15 protein-coding genes are annotated in these 22,747 nt (G+C 46.3%); 3 read left to right on the top strand and 12 right to left on the bottom strand.

Annotation, left to right across the window (positions count from 1 at the left end; genetic code table 11):
• Nucleotides 1-5 precede the first annotated feature (5 nt).
• The 3 genes from nagA to IE165_RS11970 all read right to left on the bottom strand — a co-directional run bounded on the left by nagA (nt 6) and on the right by IE165_RS11970 (nt 3,133).
• A complete protein-coding gene (nagA, locus tag IE165_RS11980) occupies nt 6-1,205 on the bottom strand; it encodes an N-acetylglucosamine-6-phosphate deacetylase (protein WP_189626864.1) in 1,200 nt (399 codons plus the stop codon).
• Between the two features lie 168 nt (nt 1,206-1,373).
• On the bottom strand, nt 1,374-2,942 hold the full coding sequence (locus tag IE165_RS11975; RefSeq protein ID WP_189626863.1) for a fimbrillin family protein: 1,569 nt from the start codon (nt 2,940-2,942) through the stop codon (nt 1,374-1,376).
• A gap of 23 nt (nt 2,943-2,965) precedes the next feature.
• Nucleotides 2,966-3,133: a hypothetical protein gene (locus tag IE165_RS11970; protein WP_189626862.1), complete on the bottom strand. Its 168-nt coding sequence runs from the start codon at nt 3,131-3,133 to the stop codon at nt 2,966-2,968.
• Nucleotides 3,134-3,901: 768 nt separating this feature from the next.
• Here IE165_RS11970 and IE165_RS11965 point away from each other — a divergent pair.
• Entirely contained in the window at nt 3,902-6,025 is a 2,124-nt protein-coding gene (locus tag IE165_RS11965) for an ATP-binding response regulator (RefSeq protein ID WP_189626861.1), read from the top strand.
• 5 nt (nt 6,026-6,030) lie between these two features.
• On the opposite strand, the gene fbp is transcribed toward IE165_RS11965, so the two are convergent.
• Nucleotides 6,031-7,041 carry a class 1 fructose-bisphosphatase gene (fbp, locus tag IE165_RS11960; RefSeq protein ID WP_189626860.1) on the bottom strand — a complete coding sequence of 337 codons (1,011 nt, stop codon included), beginning with the start codon at nt 7,039-7,041 and terminating at the stop codon, nt 6,031-6,033.
• Between the two features lie 580 nt (nt 7,042-7,621).
• Here fbp and IE165_RS11955 point away from each other — a divergent pair.
• Both IE165_RS11955 and IE165_RS11950 read left to right on the top strand, forming a co-directional pair.
• Complete coding sequence (locus tag IE165_RS11955) at nt 7,622-8,257, top strand: TetR/AcrR family transcriptional regulator (protein WP_189626859.1); 636 nt, start codon at nt 7,622-7,624, stop codon at nt 8,255-8,257.
• Between the two features lie 180 nt (nt 8,258-8,437).
• Nucleotides 8,438-8,632: a hypothetical protein gene (locus tag IE165_RS11950; RefSeq protein ID WP_189626858.1), complete on the top strand. Its 195-nt coding sequence runs from the start codon at nt 8,438-8,440 to the stop codon at nt 8,630-8,632.
• 113 nt (nt 8,633-8,745) lie between these two features.
• On the opposite strand, the gene IE165_RS11945 is transcribed toward IE165_RS11950, so the two are convergent.
• From IE165_RS11945 to IE165_RS11910, 8 genes are read right to left on the bottom strand one after another with little or no spacing between them, the layout of a single operon-like run.
• Nucleotides 8,746-10,146 (bottom strand): discoidin domain-containing protein, encoded by a 1,401-nt coding sequence (locus tag IE165_RS11945; protein WP_189626857.1) that lies wholly within the window; start codon nt 10,144-10,146, stop codon nt 8,746-8,748.
• 12 nt (nt 10,147-10,158) lie between these two features.
• The gene (locus tag IE165_RS11940; RefSeq protein WP_189626856.1) at nt 10,159-11,928 is read right to left on the bottom strand and encodes a LamG-like jellyroll fold domain-containing protein; all 1,770 of its coding nucleotides are present in this window, start codon (nt 11,926-11,928) and stop codon (nt 10,159-10,161) included.
• Between the two features lie 9 nt (nt 11,929-11,937).
• Entirely contained in the window at nt 11,938-13,944 is a 2,007-nt protein-coding gene (locus tag IE165_RS11935; RefSeq protein WP_189626855.1) for a M60 family metallopeptidase, read from the bottom strand.
• A gap of 17 nt (nt 13,945-13,961) precedes the next feature.
• Entirely contained in the window at nt 13,962-15,677 is a 1,716-nt protein-coding gene (locus tag IE165_RS11930) for a LamG-like jellyroll fold domain-containing protein (protein WP_189626854.1), read from the bottom strand.
• Between the two features lie 19 nt (nt 15,678-15,696).
• Nucleotides 15,697-17,274 (bottom strand): DUF5008 domain-containing protein, encoded by a 1,578-nt coding sequence (locus IE165_RS11925; protein ID WP_189626853.1) that lies wholly within the window; start codon nt 17,272-17,274, stop codon nt 15,697-15,699.
• Between the two features lie 12 nt (nt 17,275-17,286).
• Nucleotides 17,287-18,033 (bottom strand): fasciclin domain-containing protein, encoded by a 747-nt coding sequence (locus IE165_RS18525; RefSeq protein ID WP_229826526.1) that lies wholly within the window; start codon nt 18,031-18,033, stop codon nt 17,287-17,289.
• Between the two features lie 11 nt (nt 18,034-18,044).
• A complete protein-coding gene (locus IE165_RS11915; RefSeq protein ID WP_189626852.1) occupies nt 18,045-19,550 on the bottom strand; it encodes a RagB/SusD family nutrient uptake outer membrane protein in 1,506 nt (501 codons plus the stop codon).
• A gap of 4 nt (nt 19,551-19,554) precedes the next feature.
• The gene (locus IE165_RS11910; protein WP_189626851.1) at nt 19,555-22,734 is read right to left on the bottom strand and encodes a SusC/RagA family TonB-linked outer membrane protein; all 3,180 of its coding nucleotides are present in this window, start codon (nt 22,732-22,734) and stop codon (nt 19,555-19,557) included.
• Between the last annotated feature and the right edge of the window lie 13 nt (nt 22,735-22,747).

Here is a 22,747-nt window from a genome sequence, read left to right as displayed (position 1 = left end):
GTTTTTTAATTGAAATTCTTACTCATATATCGCACATCCCCATTAACGATGGATAGTGTTACATTTATTTCCTCGTCAAACAGCACGATATCGGCATCTTTGCCCGGCTCCAGCGTTCCTTTGCTATCCAATAATCCGGCGATGCGTGCAGGTGTGGCTGTCATCATTTTCACCGCTTCAAGCAAGGGTACTTCCCCCTCCTGCATCATGGTGCGCAGCAAGCGGTCGGCGGTCGCTACACTGCCTGCAAATGCGGTACGATCTGGCAACTTGGCAACACCATCTTCCACCAAGACTCGGAGTCCACGATTTTTATTACCCAACACACTTTCTCGCACGTCGGTACCTGCTGCCCGCATGGCATCTGTTACCAGCGCAATACGATCAGGGCCTTTGATTTTATAGATAAGTTTAAGCAACGGTGCTGGTACATGCACCCCATCGGCAATGATCTCGACATCCATTTCATCGATCAAATAACAGGCTTCGATAGCACCGGCAATCCGAAGTGCATTTTTCCGGGTGACGGTAGACATTGCTGAATAAAAATGTGTAGCAAGGTTATATCCGACTTGGAAACCGGCTAAGACTTCATCATAGGTCGCGTCTGTATGTGCTAGCGCAAGCATCTTCCCGCATGACTTAACATAGCGGCCGAACTCCAATGCTCCCGGCAGTTCCGGCGCAGCGCTCCAACGCGCAATATCATCGGAGTAGGCCAATACTTTCGTGTACTCTTCCGGATCGGGATGCCGAATGTAGGCGGGATCCTGTGCTCCCCGCTGCTCTAAGGCGAAGTAGGGGCCCTCCAGATGTACGCCAATAAACTGTGCTCCTTTGGTATTTTGGATGTCCGCTTCCCGATAGGCATCCAAGATGCGGTAGAGATCGACAAGCTCACTGGTCAACGTCGTGGGACTTAATGCCGTAGTTCCAAACCGCACATGCGTTTCCGCCACGCGTAAGAAAGCTTCCACGGTTCCATCCATAAAGTCGGCTCCACCTCCACCGTGTACATGTAAATCGATGAAACCGGGGCTCACATACATTCCTTTCGCATCAATTCTTTCGACCTTATCATCCCCATAGTCAGCTGTACCCAATGCGGCTATCCGCTTTCCCTCGATGTACAGGGTATGCCCCTCAACGATCCCAGCAGGCGTTATGATGCGTCCATTAACAATAATTTTTTTAGTTAAACCCATGTATGCTTTTTGCTTAACCGACCCTGCAGAGTAGGATCGGTAACGTACACGAAGATAATAAAACCTCCAAAAAAAGCAAAGAAAAGTTATCTTCAGGAGAAAAGAGTTCTTGGCACTATTTTCAAAATCACGTGCTATTTCCTCCCTTCTCCAAAGCGCTACTCGGGTTTAGCTTGTGCAGCGCCTCCTTGACCCTACGGTTCCACGCATAATCGTTGGACCCAAAATCTGCTGCGAGATCCGGATGCTATTGTTCCCATTCGGATTAAATCCTAGCTCTGCAGGGGTCGCGAATCGGAAGCCCGCCATAGGAACCAGCGGAAACAAAGCACCGCCGCTCTCCTTGCTGCCAAAAAGCGCAACTTGGCCGTTGGGGTCTATCACTAGACGAATGGCTGGATTTGTCGCTGTACCCTGCACATACCAGATATGCGTATGCTCTACTCCATATTGCGTACCATCCGTGAACTGTATGTTGCGCGGATGTGTGCTCGAATTGGAAAATTGGAGTTCGCCATCGTTAGCGTTTCGGATCACATCATTTCCGTTTACCTGAAAACGAAAGGAATTATCCAGCTCTGTAAAATCGGCTATAAATCCCTGATTGGCATTGTTCGCAGAGTATGTCCGTACGGCACCCCCGTCGCTATTAAGCGCAACAGCGGTCCGATTAACACAGATATCTACTCTTAAAGTCAAGGTATACCGCTTTCCGGGATTGATTTTGATACCCGGGATCGTAATGTCTCGGCGGGTATATCGATCGATCGTCAGCATTTCAAATTGGAAGGTGCCATTTGTCGTGGTTGGCGCGATCAGCATGACAGGCTCGCCATTGACCGTTCGTACGCCGCCACCTACACTAGGGAACGTCACGGGCGCTCCGTTGGAGACCGTTGCGCCGTAGGCCATGCTACTGTTCCCAAAGGCTATGGAAGCACTGGCGCGCGTGGGACGTAAGACGGAACCCGAAATACCTTCAATATTTCCCTGTGTGGAATTTCCCAATGTCAATACCGTACTAATCTGACTAAACATGTGCTTGAGCACAATCCCTAAGTTATTTGTTCCGTAGACCAGTTCTACAGCCTGTTTATAGTACAGAAATTGACCCGAGAGCGCACTTAGGCCCGCGGTAGCGAGTGTCCTGTTTGTTGGAAAAGGAGCAATAGCTGTACTGTTATTGAAAGAATAGGCCACAAAGGTATATGTATTTCCCGCATCGAGGAGCAATGCCGGAGCAGAGTCTTCTTGCCCATGTATGTACTCGCGCTGATCGACATACGCTCCTGTAGCATCGAATATCACCATGCGGTATCGCACACCAGGCTGCAAAGGCGTAGAAACCACATTTGCCTTGTTGCCCGACCGAGCGACAGCCTGCCGTTGCTTACTGACAGTCCCCTCCTCTTTCAATGATGCGAAAATCATTAAATCGTCGCTAAACGGCACAACGGCTACCAATTCACCATCATCCGAATAATCTGCCAAGGACATGTCGGCATGTTGCACCAGCTTACCAGCGTTCGCTTTTCGAGCCTGCGCTTGCGCACCTGACCCGTCGGGGCCCAACTCTCCGTCATCTCCCAGTTCTACGCCAGCAACCCGCACCGTTACACGTGCTTCTCCGATGGTTGTTCCGCTGTCAGCAGTTTTGCTACAGCTGTAAAGCGATAGCACGGCAAGCCAGCCTGCCAAGCCATACACCGCATGTCTCATGATGTCTTTCCTATTCATTTTTACGTGATATGATTACGCTATTACCAGTTGATTGTTTTTGATTCATCGCTATCTGTTTCCCATTCGACCGTAACATGGCCGTTGTTATCGACCGGCCTAACAATCGCAGAGCCAGCAGCGAATCCTTCTTCCAAATCAATGATCTCCAACTGTATTACCGGTGGCATATATTCCAATTTCTCACACATAACTGCTAACGACTTAACTTTTCTATAAAAAATAGTTTATACCTACTAAAAAAATCCGTAGTTTGCCGCAAAGCTAATACAAGGCTATCCCAAAAAGCAATAAAATGTCAGTCAAACACTTAAAGCAATACAGCAGAATTAGGCTAGAAAAGAACCGTATACCTAAAACATATTTCGCAGCAAACATGCAAAATAATATTCTTCATAATTAAATGAAATAACAGGGCCTATTTTGGATAAAAAGTAGAAAAACAATCGATTGCATACCGTCATCACCAAAAAAGTAACGCTACTGGAGAAGTGCAGAAACAGGGCACATTTGCACAGAATACTTGCTTAACAGAAAAGGAAATACGCACAAGCCAAAGTCGAAAAGGCTAGCGTAATTTTGTGACAACAAAAATAAAATCTGTAGCATATAGCCGACAAGAAAAATTCTCTTGTAACATGGAACAGCGGAATATGCTGCTTTTTAGAACCAAGACCGCTGGGCTCCCGAATGATGAAAACTGAAGCCATCTAGCTTTCATAAAAAAGTCAAAGCCAAACGACGTGCAACCGATACCTGTTTGACATATCAGCGACCCACATGCCGCGAATACCCCCACCTTGCCTAGTGATTTCAGCGCATAGAACCGTCAACGACCATGTGTAGCGATAGTTCTACAAAATTTTAAAAAAAACAGCGAAAGCAGTGCATTGCCGGCTCGTTCTATGCACAGCTAGCCATTAACCGCGTTTATTGGCTACTTTTGAAAAAAATTCAGCGTGTTAAGCAACAAAAAACCACTCTACCGATTACGCATTGCCGTTATAGGTGCATTAATAACATCTTTCATTTACCTCAGTATGCTTTTTGTGCAACAGTATGTCGCTTTCAGAAAGCTCAACAAACGCCTGCTCGAATCTAGCAACGCTGTCCATAGCCCATCAACAAGCGTATACCGATTACTATCCAGCTACACCGAAGCCGAAAACCTATTTCGGTTATACACGATCAATTTCGATAAGGATACTTACCGCGCCTACAACAATAGCCTGGAAGAAATAGGGAAGCATATTGACTCCTTGTCCCAGTTTCCTGATGTATATCATGGGATGCTAAACAAAATACCCCTTATTGGAGAAAAGAAATATATGGAACATTCTTTTAGCGTATTGCGGAAAACAATACGTGATTTGGTAATGTTATCCCGGGATTCCCTCTTGGCGCTGCAAAACGACGAACAGTGGCACATCCCGCTTGCCAAGCACAGCAGCACCGACTCGATCGTAAGCCGTATACTGACAGATACGGCGATGCAGGAGCTAGTAACGGACACCATTCTAGCAAAAAAACAGAATCTGTTTACGCGCATTTTCAAGGCTAAGGCCGACATGGTCATCTCCAACACCATGACCCAGCACCTTAACAGCAGTCATATCGATGCCATCTATCGCCATATTAAGCATTCCAATGACCAACAGCAACAATTATATGTCCGCAAATCGGTGCAGCTCAAAAACAAATTCAAGGCCATGCTACAGCAGGAAAGAGAAATTGTGCAATCCAACTATCAGCTCTTGACCAATCTGAGAAACGGCATACACGACCTTGAAGAGCAAGAGTTGACAAAAAACAGAACGCAGCAAAGAAACGACATGGTTGCCTATCAAAATAGCACAAATAGGTTTGAAAAGCAGATTACCGCATCTCTTCTGCTCATGTTCTTTATGATTGCACTTATTCTCTTTTACCAATCTAACGCAGCACGGTACGAAAGAAGACTGCGTGAAGAGAAAGCATATGCAGCCCATGTTGCCGAGGAAAAAACAAGTATTCTGGCAAACATCAGCCATGAGGTACGTACACCTGTATCTTCTTTATTAGGCATTATCGACATGCTGAAGAGGAACAATAACGCTCAGGTCTTGCAACAAGACGATCTAGATTCGGCAATCCAGGAAATCAAGCTGGTCAATAGCCAAATCAACGACATTCTGAACCTCAGCAAACTCGAAGTCGGCAAACTCGACGTTCAATACGAATATTTCTCACCACTGCAGATTTTAACAGAAACACTCAACCTGCATCGCCACCAAGCCCAAAAGAAAGGATTGCAGTTGAAAAAGCAGATCGCATTTGACGAGGGGCTAGAGATTTACAGCAGCGCTGTTCGGCTGAAGCAAATCACATCCAACTTGCTTTCCAATGCCATCAAATATACGGCAAAAGGCAGGGTATTATTGACGGCGGAGACCAAAAAGCATAAGTTGCTGGTCACCGTAAGCGACACGGGTATCGGGATTCCCAAAGAAGAACAGGAACACGTTTTTCGAAAATATTATATGGGCGATGCTTCTAAAATCGGCGGGTTCGGACTTGGGCTTTATATCTCCAGCCTGCTCGCTAAACAGCTTGGCGGCAGGATTAGCTTGGAAAGCCAGCCCGCCGCAGGATCCAGCTTTTCGTTGTCCGTTCCCATTGAAAAATTACGGCTAGCGGATGGCTGCAGCAAACCCTACGATTTTCCGCGCATACCGCCGGGTATAACCCTAGTTTTTATCGATGACAGCAGAATCAATCTGATGTATCTATCAAATTTCGCAAAGGAGATCGCTGCACAGGCCTTTTTTTTCCAAAATCCGGAAAAAGCGTTGACCTTCATTGATGAAAACAAGGTCGATATCGTTGTGACCGACCTTCGGATGCCCGAACTAGATGGATGGGACGTCTTACACCATATCAAAAAAAGAAAAAAGAACGTCAAAGTATTCCTATCCACGGGTGACATGATAGATAGCGAAGAGCGCCCTAGGGGGGGGCATACATTTGATGGGATCTTGAAAAAACCGCTGAATGGCCGGGAGTTTATTTCGAAGATCGCGGAAAGCATGCGTGCTGGCCACTAGCAGCTTCATCGATCATCTTCTGACCGTAGAAATTGCTCGACTTTATCGACCATTTCCGAACTGCCCATAAAGCATGCTGAACGCTGGTGAAGAGCAGTAGGCTCCATATCCAAGATACGCTGCCTGCCATCAGTTGCTTTTCCACCGGCCTGTTCAATAATAAAAGCAATGGGGTTACATTCGTACATCAAGCGTAATTTCCCATTTGGATGGGTAAGTGTAGCCGGATAAATAAAGATCCCTCCTAAAAGCAAGTTACGGTGAATGTCGGCTACCAGCGAGCCGATGTACCTGGAAGTATAAGGCCTGTTGGTTGCGGCATCCTCTTCTTCGCAGTATTTGATATACTTCTTTACCCCACTGGAAAACTTTCGATAGTTGCCTTCATTAATGGAGTAAATCGTTCCTCTTGCTGGCACTTTGATGGAAGGGTGCGACAAACAAAATTCGCCTATGCTCGGGTCTAGTGTAAAACCGTTGACACCTTTACCGGTTGTATAAACAAGCATGGTGGAAGAGCCGTAGACGACATATCCAGCCGCCACCTGCTTAGAGCCCTTTTGCAAAATATCCCCCATAGTCGGCCTGCCCCCAATAGAATCTCGTCGATATATAGAAAAGATAGTGCCCACCGAAACGTTGACATCAATATTGCTCGATCCGTCGAGCGGATCGATGCAAACAATATATTTCGCGTTTTTGGAAATTTCCGAGTCGATATCAATGGGAAACTCATGCTCCTCAGAAGCTACCACGCAACATTCGCCTCCGTTCTGCAGGGCTTTTATAAATTGCTCATCCGCATATACATCCAGCTTTTTTTGCCCTTCCCCCTGCACATTTACTTGCCCGGCATCTCCAAGTATATCCACCAAGCCAGCCTTATTGACCTCACGGTTCACCACCTTCGCAGCGATACCGATATCACGTAACAAACGCGAAAGCTCCCCTTTGGCATACGGGAAATCCGCCTGTTTCTCTATTATAAATTGTCCTAAGGTTTTAAATATCGTCATGGGTTAACAGCATTTTGCATGATGGTTTAAAGATAAGGCGCCAAAAAAGAAAAACCGTCCTGTACTGTCGAACTTACACCCAGCATTGATTCAAAACAAGCAAATGAGCAAGCATCCAATCAGCAGTGGCAGAACTTCTCTTTCTCAACAATGCCCGCAACGGCGCCGCTGCACAAAGCTATATAAAACAATATTTCAAACAAAGAAAAACCAACAACAAAAAACATGAATGAAAAATTAAGATTAAAAAAATGTCACAATAACACTAATAAATAGAATACAAAAAATAACACCCCTCCAAAAAGTTTCTTAAATTAAATAATCGAATATATTTAAAAACATTATCCGCATATAAAAAACATATTTTCTATATTTGAAAAAGAAACATAGACAGAAACCATTATAACCCTTTCTTTACTGTCCACAAACAGCATGGAAAGGCCAATCATGATAAACACCATAGTATATTTTCGAGGAAAATGCTCTATTAAAAACGGCACATATTCAAAACTCAAAACGCTGATAATAAAAGATTTGAATCAGAATACCGAAACAGAAAATGGCTACTTAACAATGAATTATGATGACAGAAAAGAAAAAAAGCTTTAAGGGAGGCATTCGTAACAAAACACGTTCCCAAGAGAAACTTATCGATAGCATTGGTGAAATATTGGGACGCATGTCATATGCAGACTTGAACATGGGTACGGTCAGGAACATAGCGAATCTAAATCCGAAGCTTATCTATTTATATTTTGAGAATTTTGAAGGACTTATAGACGCGTTTCTTAGACGAAAAGAAACACAGAAGGCGAACGCACGAACCCTTGCCAAGCACATGTCGGCTATACCGGAACAGGTTCTGGATGAAGACATCTTTTCTTTGTTGGAAACGCATTTCGACGAAATCATGCAAGATCCGGAATGGAAGGGCTTGCTTCACTGGGGGCTGTCCGCCAAAAACAGTCAAGTATCGCCCCTAGTACAGCAGCACACAGCTACGCTAGCAGTGGTTATCGAAATTCTTCAAAAAAATAAAAAGCTTGAGGAAAATATGGATCCTGTATGCTATGCGTTATTGGCAGCCGGAATGACATTTATTGCGATTAACTCCCGGGTCGAAGGCGCAAAACTATTAGGTTTGGATCTGAATTGTGCCAATACGCAAAAGCGCTTTAAAGAAGTTGTGGAAAAAATCTTGATCAAAGACTCCTAATGTGCGAACACGAGTAAGTGCGGATCCTTGATACTGCAGTATAATATACGTTTGTTTGCTCATGCACTATGCATGCGAATCTGCATATGCCAATGTCTGCAAACACGAATGAACTGTCCGTATTTTCATTTTTTTCCAACACTTTGACACATTACGTTGTTCAAGATAAAAAAATTAGTTATGCGAAGATTTTCCCAAAGTGCCCTAGTTATTTTCACGATGGCGATGATGAACAGTTGTCAAGTAGCAGAAGTAGTTTTTCACACCGGCGCCTGGTCTGGCGTTATAGCCGTGATCTTGATCAGTGTCGCCGTCATTTGGATTATGGCCCGCATCATGGGGAGACGACGCAAAGATGATTGGACCAAACGGTAGCATCTAAGCATCGTCCGCAGGTAAAAAAGACAAGCAATCCATCAATTTAAGCACGCTTTCTATAGGTTTGGATACATCGCCACGACGTATCCAAACTTGTCTGTGTGGCGAGTTTAATACCCAAACGCCCTAAACTCTGCCAAATGCGTATTGGTCACCGTACTTACCCGAGGAGCGACGATCATGATACGCACGAATCTCGTTTTCACGGGAACGATAGCATAGTCCTGCCATGCTGCGGGACTGTCGTTCGATATAAACGTCAAATTCTGCTCAACCGCAATCCAGTCGGATCCATTGTTTGATATCTCGATATGAAAGGTGCTGAAGCCACCACCTGTATTGTTATGCCTTCGAATCATCCCTATCTGTGACAGCACTTTCTCGCTTCCAAAGTCAATACTGAACCAATGCGGAAAAACAGGATTGTTGCCACTTGACCACGTTGAATGCCAAAAGGTGTTGATGTTATCATCGATCAAAGAGATCGCTCGGCCGTTAGCTGCCCCTTCTGCGGTCTCTACAGACGATACCTGTGCTGTCCACGCGCTTTTAGGCATCTCGGTTGCGATAGTCTCCTGCACGACGAGGGAGTAACCTTCTTTTCCAGTGATGGACATTTTTACGGGCGTCATTTCGCCAGCAACATGGAAGGAAAGCACCTCAGACCGATCTGTATTTTCCACCACTATCGATCTTTCTTCGCCGCCCACGATATAATCGATTTTTACCGTTACGGGCTCGTTTATATCGTTTGTCCACTGTACATTACCCGTTTGCCCCCTTAAATAATACTTGAAAGATGGCAGTAATCGCTTAAATTGTAGCACCCCTGGTTTGCTACTTTTCTTGGTGATTGCTATGCGATCAATCGCTATATCAGCGACTTGTATAGCAAAATCAACGGCGACGGTTTCGTCAAGCAGTCCTGCAACTTCCACCGTGGCCCCTCCACGGCTACGGCTTTCCACAGTTCGCTCTTCGCCATCCATCGTGTAGCCTACGGTATAGACAAATTCTTTGTCCGTATCCGTATCGGGAAACACAAACCTGACACCTCCTTCAATTTCGCTTACAATCATCTGCTGAACTTTGAAATCAGTCTCGAAAGGCCGGCTCTGCACTTGGAAGCTTGTTACCTTCGATGCGGTATTGTCTTCCGTGTAATACACGACATCAAACGAATAGGTCGCAATCTCCTGAACGGGAATAATGGTCGCTTTATCAAACGAATCAACATGCACCGATTTGAGCTGGCCCGCTTCCTGATAGGTAACCATAGCACGACGTACGCGATCACTAATCTGTGGCCAATAAATTTCAATCTGTTTATTAAACGCTGATATGACGGTCAGATTAGAAGGCCTCGCCGCGGGACGGGCTTCCGCAACAATCGCCTCACCCTGTTGTATCGGTGGAAAAATAAGCGCTTCTTCTTTACAAGAAGTTATGCTAAAAACCATCAAGATCAATAGCACCAACACATTGCTTTCTTTTAATTTGGATTTTATCATGATCAATTCATATTATTCAACTAAGAATTCTGCTTCAAACCTGTTAAGGAACACCTGTCCTTCCAAATTCCACGTGTCTTGGGCTTGCAATTGCATCCAATAAAAAATCTGCGTAAAGACATCGGTCGATTGGAACAGCACCGCATTGGGATCAGCAAAAGGCATGTCATTGGCAGAAATGATTTTTCTGGTGGATCCTTGTGCCGCCACAGCCGGCTTTCCGGACAGCTTGTTTGCAAATGTATTATTGACTAACTGGTCCATGGGCCAGTATCCCACCAAACGACTGTCTTGTAGCGCATTATCTGGCAACCCGATTCGGTTTGCATGGGCAGCCACCTCACTGTCCGACAACGCGCTATTCCAAATATGGACATCACACAGCTGTACATCGATCGGCAGGCCGCTAAAGATGTAGGGAAAATATCCGAAAGTCAGTCCGGTGGACGACGCTACATTGCTCATATTCAAGCTGCTATTCGAAGGCGAAGCGACCAAGGCACCATTAACGTATAGCTTCGCGGTGGGAACATTGTTTACCTTGAGCAAAACAGCGGTGATATGTGCCCACTCTCCTGCTGAGGACACCGCGCCCATCCCGCTCTCGATCTTCGTGGCGCCATCCGCGGCATAAAATGTCAGGCTGGCGCCGCTCTTGAAAAATGCCCATCCCGGTGTCGAACCAGTGCGCTGGGCATTCTTGCCCAAGAAAGGCGTATTGAGTGCATAAGCATAGCCCCCCTGTACAGCATTCATTTTTATCTTTGCCTCTACCGTCAATTCTCCTGTATTGGCTGCATCATAGATCTTTTCTGCTGCCAGATCGACGGGGTTATTTCTACCTCTAAATGCAGATGGGCCGTAGTGCGCATAGTTAGCTTGAAGAGGATCGTAAAAACCGAAGAAGCGTAGTGCCTCCATCTTATCAGCAAAGAGCTCCAAACCTTTAAACCTAGGATTTTGAAAAACAGCAAAAATATTACGTTCTTCGGCACTATCTCCACCGTACGAATCTCCCAACCCGCCATGGTTTGACGTAATAATGATCAACCAATCTTCAAACTCAAAATTTTCACGTGCTTTCAAAGCCGCCATCACCTCACCTATATAACCATCCACACGATTCAAAGCATCCACATAACCGCTGTTTTCAGCAGAAAATCCACCCGATTTTCCGGCATCCAGCACATCGGTAAACTGCAACAGCAGAACGTCCGATATCTTACTTTTTAGAAGCTCGACCGCCACGTCTTTTGTCTCTTCGTCTGACGTTGCATGATAGCTCTCACTGGCACTAACGAGTAGCCGGTTACTAATACCTGCATTCCGTGCCACGACATAGGATCGCAAGCTAGGAGCCAAAGTAGCCATGCGATACAGCAAGGAGGGATAACCGGCAGCATTGGCATGATGGTCATGCTCATCGGGTTTTGGGATGAAGGAATCATCTTCGATATGATGGGCATTGGAAGAAACACCACTCATCATCGTCATCCAGCTGGCAGCGTCACCCGTATTTTCGTCGGCCAACGCATCAAACGTATATTTACTGCTGGGAAGCATAGCCGCGATGTTGGCTGGCATCACATCTTTTACCACCGCACCCACCGCGCCGTCTACAGAGATAAAAAGAACCTTGCGCCGCGTTTCCAACGCTCGCCCGTCCTCCTGATCTTCAAATATCGCGGGAGGGTTCTCGTATTTTGTACAGGCCACTTGTCCTAAAACGACCAGCAACACTGCTGTCAGGCAGGATCTACCTAAGATTTTTATTTTCATCATCTTTTCGCATTAAATATCATAAAATACGCCAAGCTCAGCTAAGGCGACGTGTACTTCCCCACCTAAATTTGTCTGTGCAAATTCAAAACGGACATAGCGGGATTCAACTATATTTGGAAAAGCAAATTCCCGTCTCGCGTTGCGCTGTGCAGCGGACTCGCTGCTCTTTGCCAGCTCGTACTCACCCATTTTCGTCCAATTTGCCTTGTCGTTACTGATGTAGACGTTGACCTTAGGCTGATAGGTATTTCCTTGTCTGTTTTGTATGTAGAAACCTTTAAAAGCAGTCACATCCTTCATATCCATCATGATGTGGACAGGTAGCGTTGTCGTTGGCGAGCAGCCACTGTAGCACGTATGCCAGTAGGTTGCGGGATTGCCATCGATCAAGGCCGCGAAGGACCCGATACTTTCCCCGGTAGCTGTCGCTGCGTTTGCAGTAAATTCAAATGTACCTCCAGGAATGTCGTATTTTGGCGCGACGGCACCATCACCACCCGAAAATGTCAAGGGGTTGTATTGCCAAACGGCTGTTTCCATCGGGGGGTAAAGGTTTCGTATCTCACGTTTGGCAGAACCCGATATAGCAATACCCCAAGCCGTAAAAAACCGTTGGTAATCACGTCCAGAAAAATGACATAGCTGTCTGTAGAAATAATCTTTTTTGGCTTGGTCCAGCGCTAAGGTAATACCCTCATTTCTAGAACGTGTATAGATGTAGGGCATAAAATCCCATCCAGATTCTCCATTTTTCCCTTTCACTTTGTCGAAAATCTGTAAAAATGGCGTTAGCCGGAAAAATGGTGCCCCATCGGCCACTGCTGTTGGAAGAGCTGAAAAATTCTTTGCACCAGAGCTATTGGCGAAGACGAGTGCTGCAGGAATCATTTCGGCCAATGCCGGATGGAAAGCCGCACGTTGGGTCACTCCTCGGTTGCGCGCAGCATTGAATACGAATAGATTGTTCGTTGTCTCTCCGAGATCTGACCAACTCCACGAGCGTACCTGTTGGTAGTTATGTCCCACTTCATGATAGGTACCCCAAGAGGTCCCTCTTCTGACGGTTTCTGGATTGATCAGTTCGTCCAACCAATATTCATCCTCCTGCATGACCCAAGGGTTTCCGGAATGGGCGTAGCCCGCTGAGGGGTGTATATCCATAACCGCGCGCTCGGGAAGCTGTGGATAAGCATTAAAAGGTTGGGAAGCCGTTGCTGTGAGTCCCATCCACTTGTAGTAATCGTCCTCGTAAGTTTTGTCCCAAAGCTGTAAAGCCTCCTCGACACCGTTTGCACGTCCCTGCTGAATAAAGCGAACGATAAGCGAGCGCGGCACGGTAAACACCGTGCGGTGGGCTCGTAGTTCCAACCATGGCACATCATTAGCCAACACGTCACGCTGCCATTCAGCAAGATTTGATTTGCCAAGCACAAAATCAGAGGTCCTTACAGCTCCCGCAAATGCGAGGGACACCGCTTCGGTCTTTGCGACACTGTTGTATATCCAGATCGTTCCGCCAAAAAGGTTCTTTACATAGTTTACACCCGGAAAAAGTTCTTTTCTTGTGTAGATTATCGCCTCACGGCGGGGCGCATCTTTACCGGTTATATTGTCCGTATGCGCTCCCAATTGAACGGTAAGACCCGTCACCCCCATGGGTACGGTGATGCGAATAACCTCACCTGCAGGCGCATACAATCCTGTACTGTAACAAGGTACGGGCGTACTTTGCACCTTATAGTCATCTGCAGGGATATAGAGATCGGGTAAGTTCAGCGTAATGGTAGTATCCTGCTTCAATCGGACCACAGCATCGCCTACTAACCCTGGATAGATCCTTGCCTTCGTATACATACTTTTATCGGCAACAAACATGGTCGTATCGGTCAGGATTTCGGATGCAAGCGAATCTCCTTCCTGGTAGCCGTCTTTAAAATCAAAATTATATTTACCACAGGAGGCGCACAGTAAAACCGCAGCAACGTATCCACCCACCAGCATTTGATATCTTTTCATAACCTTTCGTTAAATCGTTAATTTCGAACTTGACTGTAATTGGGGCTCCAGCTCCTACCATCCATACCCCAAGACTGCTCTACGCTGACACCCAACCATTGGTAAATAATAAATGGGATATCCACGGCATTGGGCACCATCCGGTAGAAGGAGGGGGAAATTGGAGGCTGAAAGAAAGCGACTAGCTCATTAAAGCTAATCCAACTTGCTGGCCCTTGCAGACGGAAGTTGCCCGCGTTAGCCGTTTTATCGGTCAAGGTCGTTGTATTCACATCGGGATAACAGGGCCAATAACCTCTTAAGTCTGACCAAAAAGGATGGCTTTCGCCGACTTCAACAATCCCGGTATACTGTCGCACCTCGGCAGGCGTGAAGGCACGATTATAGATCTGTACATTGGCAATAGATAAATCGCAGGATGTATTCCCATCACCAGCAATATATCCTAGCGTAAGTGGTGCATCATTGTTCAACGAATTGGCATTCACGCTTGCGCTGACAGCCCGAGAGGACTCGGCCAAACCATCCGTATAAGTGAATACCGAATCCATCGTCCCGCTACGACGAATTACTACGGTCAATGCGTGCCATTGTCCATCGTTTATGACTTTTCCAAAAACCTGTCCGGCTATCGAACTGTTGAATCCCCAATAATTACCCTCCAAGAACATGTTCCATCCCGGACCGGAAAAACCCTGTGCACGTTTTGAGAAAAACGAAGGATAATAATAATTGGCTCCGGCGGTGTTGTAGCGCAAAAACAGGTTGATCGTCCAGTCTTCCGTCGCGCCCATATTGATTTTCGAAACGTCGCTTAGTTTACCAACTACTTGGTTACCGCCCCCATAGGTATAGCGAACAGCATTGCCCGCGAAGGGGATGTCGTTTGCACTTGGCCTAGGCGTGACTTTGGTTGAAAAACGCGGCGAGTAAAACATGCAGTACGTTTCCCGCTCAGGATCCCCAAAGGCCGTGTAGTCGACCTCATCTTTTTCATATACACCGCCCTTGGAAGAGGTTACAACGATCAACCAATTTTCATTTCTATAGGTTGTGCGTGCTTTCACGGCATCCACTAAGGTCTTTATTTGCAGATCTATTTTCCCTAATGCTTCGGCATACGCTTCCGACGTGGCATTTTGACTGAGCTGCGCTAGCGCAGACAACTGCAACACCTGCAGATCCGCACTGTCGCTCGTTAAGCCTACCGCCGCTTTGGATACCAATTGCTCATCACCAGCTTCTGTCACGATATGGTCTGCATCTTCGCCAAGCACCGCTGCATATTGTTGGGAGCTTGTATAAAAGGTGGAAGATCGCGCATCAGTGAGGTTTGCTAGCCTTGAGATAATCGTCGGATACATCGCCTTATTCAACATACCGATATCGGTACCCGTCACGCCATTTTTAGCTCCCGTAACACCGGTAAGCAAGGATGCCCATACCGATTCGCTCGTGACTTCATAATTGGTAGACGCATCGGTCAAGCCACCATAGGTTACCAAGGCATTACGCGCCATCAATGTGAGATTCGTGGGTTCTAGACGTTGCACGGCAGGGCCACTCAGGCTTTCTACAACAAGGAGCAGCACCTTATCTTTCACCGGTGCCGGATCCTGTGCTTCTCCATATTCTTCCAGTAAGTTTGGAAATTCCTTGTTACAGCTATGCAGCGCCAACATTAGGATCGTACCTACTAAAATGACACTAAAATATCTATTAAATTTTACCATGGTCAATTCGTTTTAATGCTTAGTTTTTAATTTCTACCCGGATCAGTCTTCCTGCTCTATGGCCATCAAATCCGAAAATTGCCCCTCCGAGCAGCAAAGCAGGATTTCCCAAGGAGGATGTGGTTTCCACGACCTTGTAAAGTGCTCCCGAAAAAGGAGAAAAAGAATTATAAAGCTGCAGCATGGAGCCATTCGCCTCCAAAACAAGTAGGTTGGATCGGGGTACGCCGTTATACGTTTCAAAGGTGCCATCCAAAAGTACTTTTCCATTGTTCAGCACATACCCATAAGTGGGCACACCAGCCCCTATATCGCCAAGCACAAATCCTCCATCTTTAGAACCCGTTTCGTTCAACACGGCAACACCATTTGCCGTCGTACCGTTAAACGTTGTGAAGCTTCCGGTAACGACAAACTTCTTTACTTGCGGATTATAGCTTATTGATTGTATACGAGCGGCTCCTGTTCCAATCGCAAAACTTTCATCTACCGTCCCATCGGCATGCAAGCGCACAATTCCAGGCGCCGCCTTCCCATTGAACCGCGAGAATGTACCTACCAACACGATTTTATCATCCGGCATTTGCACGGCATCGGCAATGGCACCATTGGCCCCCTCATGGTTATAGCTATATGTGGAATCCAGCGTTCCGTCAGACTTTAAGCGGACGATATTTCTTGCGGAGGTAAGAATTGGCCGGCGCGTCTCGCGGGAGGAATACGTATAGTCGATTTTTAAGTGCCGAGTAAAGTTGCCCACAGCAATAACCTTATCATCGGCAACGCCAAAAACTTTCAGTACCGATCCGCCCGTGACGCCACCGTTAAACGAAGAAACGGTGTCCAGGCTGTTTTGCGGAAACTCTGTGGTATTGATCACGTCGACAACCATCGTATCCAGACGACCTGAAGGCAAAAGCTTCGCAATGCCATACACTTCACGATCATTGAACGAGGATATTGCACCGCCCACCACGAAGGCACCGCTACTCATCCGCGCGATGGAATTGATATTATAGGCTCCCTTACCAAAATTCATGGAGGACGAACTCCGCCCATTCGCATCAATAAAGTGTATGCCACGAATGAAGGTCGTTTCATTATTCGCCTCGTCTTCAAAATTGGTGAAAGCCCCAACAACAATATATCCGCCGGCATTGGGAATAAAGTCACTCACAAAGCCGTTAAATCCATTGACAATTCCGTAGTTGGCATCAAAGGATACATTGCCCTGGATCTGTAAGCGTGGGCCATAAAAAACCTGATTTTCCACAACTATTTTTGCGTCGCCGGATGAAATCTGCGTCGGTACACGAACGATCACGAGCGAATCTTCTGCAGAAATTACCTCCACAGGAGTATTATTGACAAAAAAATTCAACTGACCAATATAGGGGAGCAGTCCCTTTACCTGGAATTCCACCAACTCCCCTGGCTTGGCTACTTCAGGACTTGGGTAATTGCTGACAAAACCTATCCCCAAAGATCCCTTACCTCCGGCATATGGATCTTCTCCCACGACCAGGTCTTTACTGCAGGCCGTCAAAAGGAGAAAAAGAATGGGCAAACAAACGATCTTTACATTAAGTAATTTCATAATCATGGGTGTTTAATTTGTTGTGATTCCTTTGGCCAATGCCTCCTGAACGAATAGATACGAGAGAAATCCGAAAGCGTGCTTGGAAAACTGAAGCACATGCAAAGCACCATTGGCCGGCTGAATATCGGAAGTCGCAACGGGAGCTGTAACAAATGGTATATAGCTTACCCCTGTATTGTTTCCACTTGAAAAGGGGTAGTTGAGATACAGCTGGCGATAGCCTGCATATTTTATCACTTGATCGGTACCATCTGAGTTTTTGGTCACTACATCATTGTAGAGCACGCCGATGTTCATATCTTCATTCCCATAGGTCACATATCCCTGCCCCGGAAATGCGGAGAGGTTCAACGTATCCAATTGTGGAAAGTCTTTCGCAAGGTATGTTCCTTTGAGGATGTACCGGCTGAAAAATTTCCGCCACACGCTGGGGTCAACCTGCTTCAGGGAAGTAATTGTATCCTGTCCACGTTCGTAGAGGTAAGCATTCAACGCCCATACCGATTTGAGCACACATTGATCGGTCGGGGCGAAGAAGGTTACATGCTCACTGTGCAACACTTGATCCAGCCCAGCAACTTGCAGGGCGACTTGCAACGTATCAAAAAGCTCGGGCCTCGTTTCTAGATATTCCCATATGGAACCTCCAAAATGGGCATCGTGTGTCCCAGACTCATCGTAATATTCCTTTTGGCAAGCCGAGAAGAGCAGCAGCCCAAATAACACCAAACAACAGCTATTAACAAAACATTTCATCACAGATCGCATTAGTTTGTCCAAAAATTATTTAATTGCATAAAAGGATTATTGGCCAATGCAGCCGCATCGATCGGCCAAGTCCATCCACCACTTCTATAAGAAGCTACACTCATTGGAGCACTGGTATATTCCGAGTTGATAACCTTACCCGTGCGAACCAAATCATAGTAAAAATTCCCTTCACCGAATAGCTCTCTTGCACGCTCCCACCATATCGCGTCCTTGAGATCATCGCCTTCCTCGGTGATCGTGGAGGCCTGCGCTCGTCGACGCACCACGTTGACCACATCGCGAGCCTCTACATCGTTATTCAGTTCGGCCAAAGCCTCGGCACGCAATAAAATGGCATCCACGTATCGAAAGACCATCTGATTATCGTCGGGATTGGCGTCCTCTCCTTCCTCCATAAATACATTCAAAAATTTCAAGCATTGGAATAGTCCTGTCGTATTGTAGATGTATTCGTCGAACCAGTATACTTTCCGCAAATCTTGTTGGGCAGCGGGATACAGTTTTTCAAAAAACCGAGATTCATAGTAGATATATGAATTTGGCGTCACTTTGTTGGGTGCACGTAAAACATAATCGGAAAAGGATGCCGAGAGGTGGAACGTCTCTCCAAAATTATAGTTCTGCACAATTTCAAATAGCCCTTCCTTGGTCCTACCCTTGAATATCTCGCGGGTTCGGGATAGCGGCAAGAGCTCGTAAGCACCATTGTTATCTTCCATAATCTCACGTCCCAATTCCGCGACTTTTCTATAATTCATAGATTTATCGGCCGTAGTAAATCCAGCAATCCACATATTGATGTGCATATTAAGCGCAATAGCACTTCCGCGCATAGCGCGAACAGCAACGATAGACGGATCATCAAAAGTCCAGGGTAGATCCTGATCATGTGCATCCAAGTCGGTCGAAATATTTTGCAGTACAGTCAGCATGTTGGTTCGCGGAAGCGGATCCGTGTTGACTGTAGTATAAAATGGGACGTCACCGTAGAGGCGTACCATAAAGAAATAAGCCAGCGATCGAAGAAAAACAGCTTCGGCTTTGTAACGGCTAACATCGGCATCGGAAAGAAATGGCATTTCCCTATTTTCAAGCTCGTAATACAAGATATTCGCATTCTGTACCATCTTGTAAAACGTATTCCATCTGGTGATCTGTTCAAAACCGAAATACGAGAATTCGCTAGACCGCGCGAAGATAGCGTTTAAATTATTGGACCGTAAAAAAGACAAGTAGTCCCTTCCCGGGCCTGATGTCGCGCTAGTACGAACAATAGGCGCGCAGCGAAGATCTCCGCTTGCCGGAAAAAAAATATTACTCATCGTGGCGGCGCGGAAGCTCCCGTAGATACCGCCCAAGTACTGTTCCACATCATTTTTCGAAGTCCAATAGTTATTTCCAGTAAGTTTATCTATCTGTGTAATATCCAAGAAGTTCTTACCGCAGGATAACAGGAGCAAGCTGCAAAAGCTCAAACCTATATATATCAATTTTCTTTTCATCTCTTTAAAACTGAATGTTCATGCCAAATGTGTAACTACGTTTATTCGGATAACCTGATGAGGCATCTCGCCCCACCGCGGTTACCAGTTCTGGATCGGGACCCGAGTACCGGTTGAAATTATAGATATTGAATGCCGTAACATACACCCGTGCAGAGCTTACGCCCAAGCGTTGCGACCATTTCCGATCGAAGTTGTAGCTTAATGTTGCCGAGTTAAATTTCAGATAGGATCCATCCTCCAAAAACATGGTGGAATTATATCGGTAGGGGTTGTATAGCGACAAACGCGTAAAGTCAGACACATTGGGATAGTCCGCGTTATCGCCCTGTTGTCGCCAAACATTGTATGCGTCCAGCGGCACATAGGCTCCGGGGTTATTGCCATTTCCAATGGCATTTGCTCCGGTCGGATCGGAATAGTTTCGGAATCGATCCGCCAAGGCGGTATTCAAAATATCGCGCTTCAAAGTAAAGGAGAACTGTGTGGTCAGCGACCAATTCTTATATTGTGCGAAGGTATTAAAGCCGCCCGTGATCATCGGTTGCGAATTACCAACGTAAACCAAGTCATTTTCATCCAAAATATAGTCACCGTTCATGTCGGTAAACTTCGGATCGCCGGCACGGAAAAAACGTCCTTCAGACAGTGTCCCGCCTGCCCGGTAACGCAGCCCCGTCAATGGATTTACCGGCACCTCATCATCAGACATGAATACCCCTTCGTAATTATACAGTACAAAGGTCATGGTATTCCGTCCCAAACGGTAGAACTGCGGCAAATCGTATCCCGAATTATCCGCCTGCAGCAGCTGCCGAACGCCATCAGGAAGGGATGCTGTGACATCTCGGTTGATCGCGCCATTGGCACTGAACGTGAACTTCCAGTCTGGATTTCCAATTTTCGGTCGATAACTTAAAATGAATTCATGTCCATAGTTTACCAAACTGGTCTCATTTGTCAAGACATTCGCGAAAGCATTATGATTTGCGATGGCCTTGGAGCGTAGTATCTGATCCACCTGCCTGTAATAGGTCTCGTACGTCAAGTAAAACATACTATCAAAAAAACCAAGGTCAAGTCCACCAGACCACTGCGTGGATGATTGTGGCATCAAATCGATGTTCGGCGCATTGGTTAAATCCAAGGATGTGGTGGGTCGGTTGTTGTAGGTCTGTGGATCGATACGGTACCATCCATAAAGGTCGGACAGCGAGCCGGTGGGTGTGATATTCCGTCCGTATGTCCCGCGAACGAACCCGACATCAAGCCACGATACGTCTTCCAGAAAGCTTTCTCTCTTGAAATTCCACCGCAGACCGACAGAAGGGTTGTACGACCAAGGTGACGCTCCCCCCGTTGTCGACGTTCCATCAATCCGGTAGGTTCCCTCTACGATATATTTAGAATCATAATTATACGATACGCTTCCGGCATAGGCAATGGATCTAAAATTTGTCAGGTTATTGAGTGTTCCTCCAAGTGATAGCCTCGTGTTGTAACTTATCCCCGTGGTAAACTGATCATTTGCTGTGCCGAATACCCGATTCAAGTCGGAGCGGAAGTCCGACATTTCCATTTCAGAAAATCCATAGACATTCACGGTATGCTTTCCATCCATCCAACTTTTCACGTAAGACAACATATTTCTATTGTACAACTTATTCCGACGTTCATTATAGCTGTACACCTCCGAGCTGTTTCCATTCAGCAGTTCTGGGGTAAAGCGATCTTTTGTTGCGGATGAATAATTGAAATTGACCGTGCTCGTCGCTCTTAAACCTGGGAAAGGCTCATATTGCAGCTCCACCTGCGACACAAAGTTTCCGGTCTTATTATCGTCCAATACACGGAGTGCAGACAGGGCTCCCATACTCCCCGAATAGATGGACGGAGCGGGAAAAAGCGAGCTCGTGTTCACCGATTCCCCAACGCCGGTCTGCATCATGGCATTACCACTTCCTAAACTATTCTTTGCCATATTGGTATTTACATTGGCGAGGAGACGAAACCGATCATTCGGCATGTACTGCATGTTGGACTGAATGGTGTATCGCTTGAATCCTGTATTTTCGATGATTCCACGTTCATCAAAATAGCCCATATTGACCTTGTAATTGAAGGCCACATCCCCACCAGACACATTTAAATTATGGGAGTGGTTGATCGTGTTTCTGTAGAAATACGATTGCCAATCGGTGGAATTGTTGAAATATGGATTCAAGCTATCGGCTAAGATTGGATTATCGTTGATTCGTCTGATTGCTGCAGCAAAGGTTGTGTCGTATTGCATGATCTGATCAATACGCATCCAACGCTCTTGCTTACCACCAATGGTCTGTCTCAAGCTTGGCACCGCATTGAAGAACATCTGTCCTGTGTATTGTATAATCGGAACTTTGGAGTTACCACGTTTCGTCGTGACCAGAATCACACCGTACGCCCCTCTAGATCCATACAGCGCTGTCGCCTGAGCGTCTTTTAGCACCGTGATATCCTGAATATCTTCGGGAGGGATCATCGAGATCGGCGATATGCCGGGGCCAGCGGTCTGAAACCCATATTCGTATCCCGTATTATCGTCCACCGGAACACCGTCGATGACAAACAGCGGGGAAGTAGGCGTAAGAAAGGAGTTGTCTCCGCTTCCCGAGACATTGATGTTTGATATCCCGCGAATGGCCATCGTGCCACGCATCCCGGGACTACCGGTATTATTTTGTATATTCAGACCTGCAACTTTACCCTGTAACAGTTCTACAAAATTTCCCGCGGGTATATCCTGTATATCTTTCCCACTAATGGTTACGACAGAACCGGTTAAAGTTTCGCGCTTGCGCTGCTGATAACCCACTACTACGGTCTCTTCCAGCTCCTGGAAGGTGGATGTCATTTGAATCTCATACGTTGCTTTTCCCGCTGCGACCGTTTGCTTAACGGTTCCGTACCCTTGCAATTTAAACAGCAAAACTCCGTTTGTTGGTGCGGACACGACGAACCTACCGTCATCGCCTGTTTTTCCAAGATCGCGTTTTGGCGACTCAAGAGACACCGTAACGTTTGCCAATGGGGTATTATCGCCAGCTTTCACCGTACCTTTGACCAGCATCGTCTGGCCTTGCACAATCGGATATCCGAAAAGGCCAAGAAATACCAGGATGCAAAAAACTATCTTCAATTTCATATTTTTAAGCTAG

Origin of the sequence: Sphingobacterium griseoflavum (assembly GCF_014653155.1) — a bacterium.
Classification (GTDB): domain Bacteria; phylum Bacteroidota; class Bacteroidia; order Sphingobacteriales; family Sphingobacteriaceae; genus Sphingobacterium; species Sphingobacterium griseoflavum.
This window is presented reverse-complemented; position numbering and strand designations above follow the sequence as displayed.

What these genes read in the sequence shown, in the direction of transcription:
- nagA (WP_189626864.1), bottom strand. Translation starts at nt 1,205, where the DNA reads ATGGGTTTAACTAAAAAAATTATTGTTAATGGACGCATCATAACGCCT.
- IE165_RS11975 (WP_189626863.1), bottom strand. Translation starts at nt 2,942, where the DNA reads ATGAATAGGAAAGACATCATGAGACATGCGGTGTATGGCTTGGCAGGC.
- IE165_RS11970 (WP_189626862.1), bottom strand. Translation starts at nt 3,133, where the DNA reads ATGTGTGAGAAATTGGAATATATGCCACCGGTAATACAGTTGGAGATC.
- fbp (WP_189626860.1), bottom strand. Translation starts at nt 7,041, where the DNA reads ATGACGATATTTAAAACCTTAGGACAATTTATAATAGAGAAACAGGCG.
- IE165_RS11955 (WP_189626859.1), top strand. Translation starts at nt 7,622, where the DNA reads ATGATGACAGAAAAGAAAAAAAGCTTTAAGGGAGGCATTCGTAACAAA.
- IE165_RS11950 (WP_189626858.1), top strand. Translation starts at nt 8,438, where the DNA reads ATGCGAAGATTTTCCCAAAGTGCCCTAGTTATTTTCACGATGGCGATG.
- IE165_RS11945 (WP_189626857.1), bottom strand. Translation starts at nt 10,146, where the DNA reads ATGATAAAATCCAAATTAAAAGAAAGCAATGTGTTGGTGCTATTGATC.
- IE165_RS11940 (WP_189626856.1), bottom strand. Translation starts at nt 11,928, where the DNA reads ATGATGAAAATAAAAATCTTAGGTAGATCCTGCCTGACAGCAGTGTTG.
- IE165_RS11935 (WP_189626855.1), bottom strand. Translation starts at nt 13,944, where the DNA reads ATGAAAAGATATCAAATGCTGGTGGGTGGATACGTTGCTGCGGTTTTA.
- IE165_RS11930 (WP_189626854.1), bottom strand. Translation starts at nt 15,677, where the DNA reads ATGGTAAAATTTAATAGATATTTTAGTGTCATTTTAGTAGGTACGATC.
- IE165_RS11925 (WP_189626853.1), bottom strand. Translation starts at nt 17,274, where the DNA reads ATGAAATTACTTAATGTAAAGATCGTTTGTTTGCCCATTCTTTTTCTC.
- IE165_RS18525 (WP_229826526.1), bottom strand. Translation starts at nt 18,033, where the DNA reads ATGAAATGTTTTGTTAATAGCTGTTGTTTGGTGTTATTTGGGCTGCTG.
- IE165_RS11915 (WP_189626852.1), bottom strand. Translation starts at nt 19,550, where the DNA reads ATGAAAAGAAAATTGATATATATAGGTTTGAGCTTTTGCAGCTTGCTC.
- IE165_RS11910 (WP_189626851.1), bottom strand. Translation starts at nt 22,734, where the DNA reads ATGAAATTGAAGATAGTTTTTTGCATCCTGGTATTTCTTGGCCTTTTC.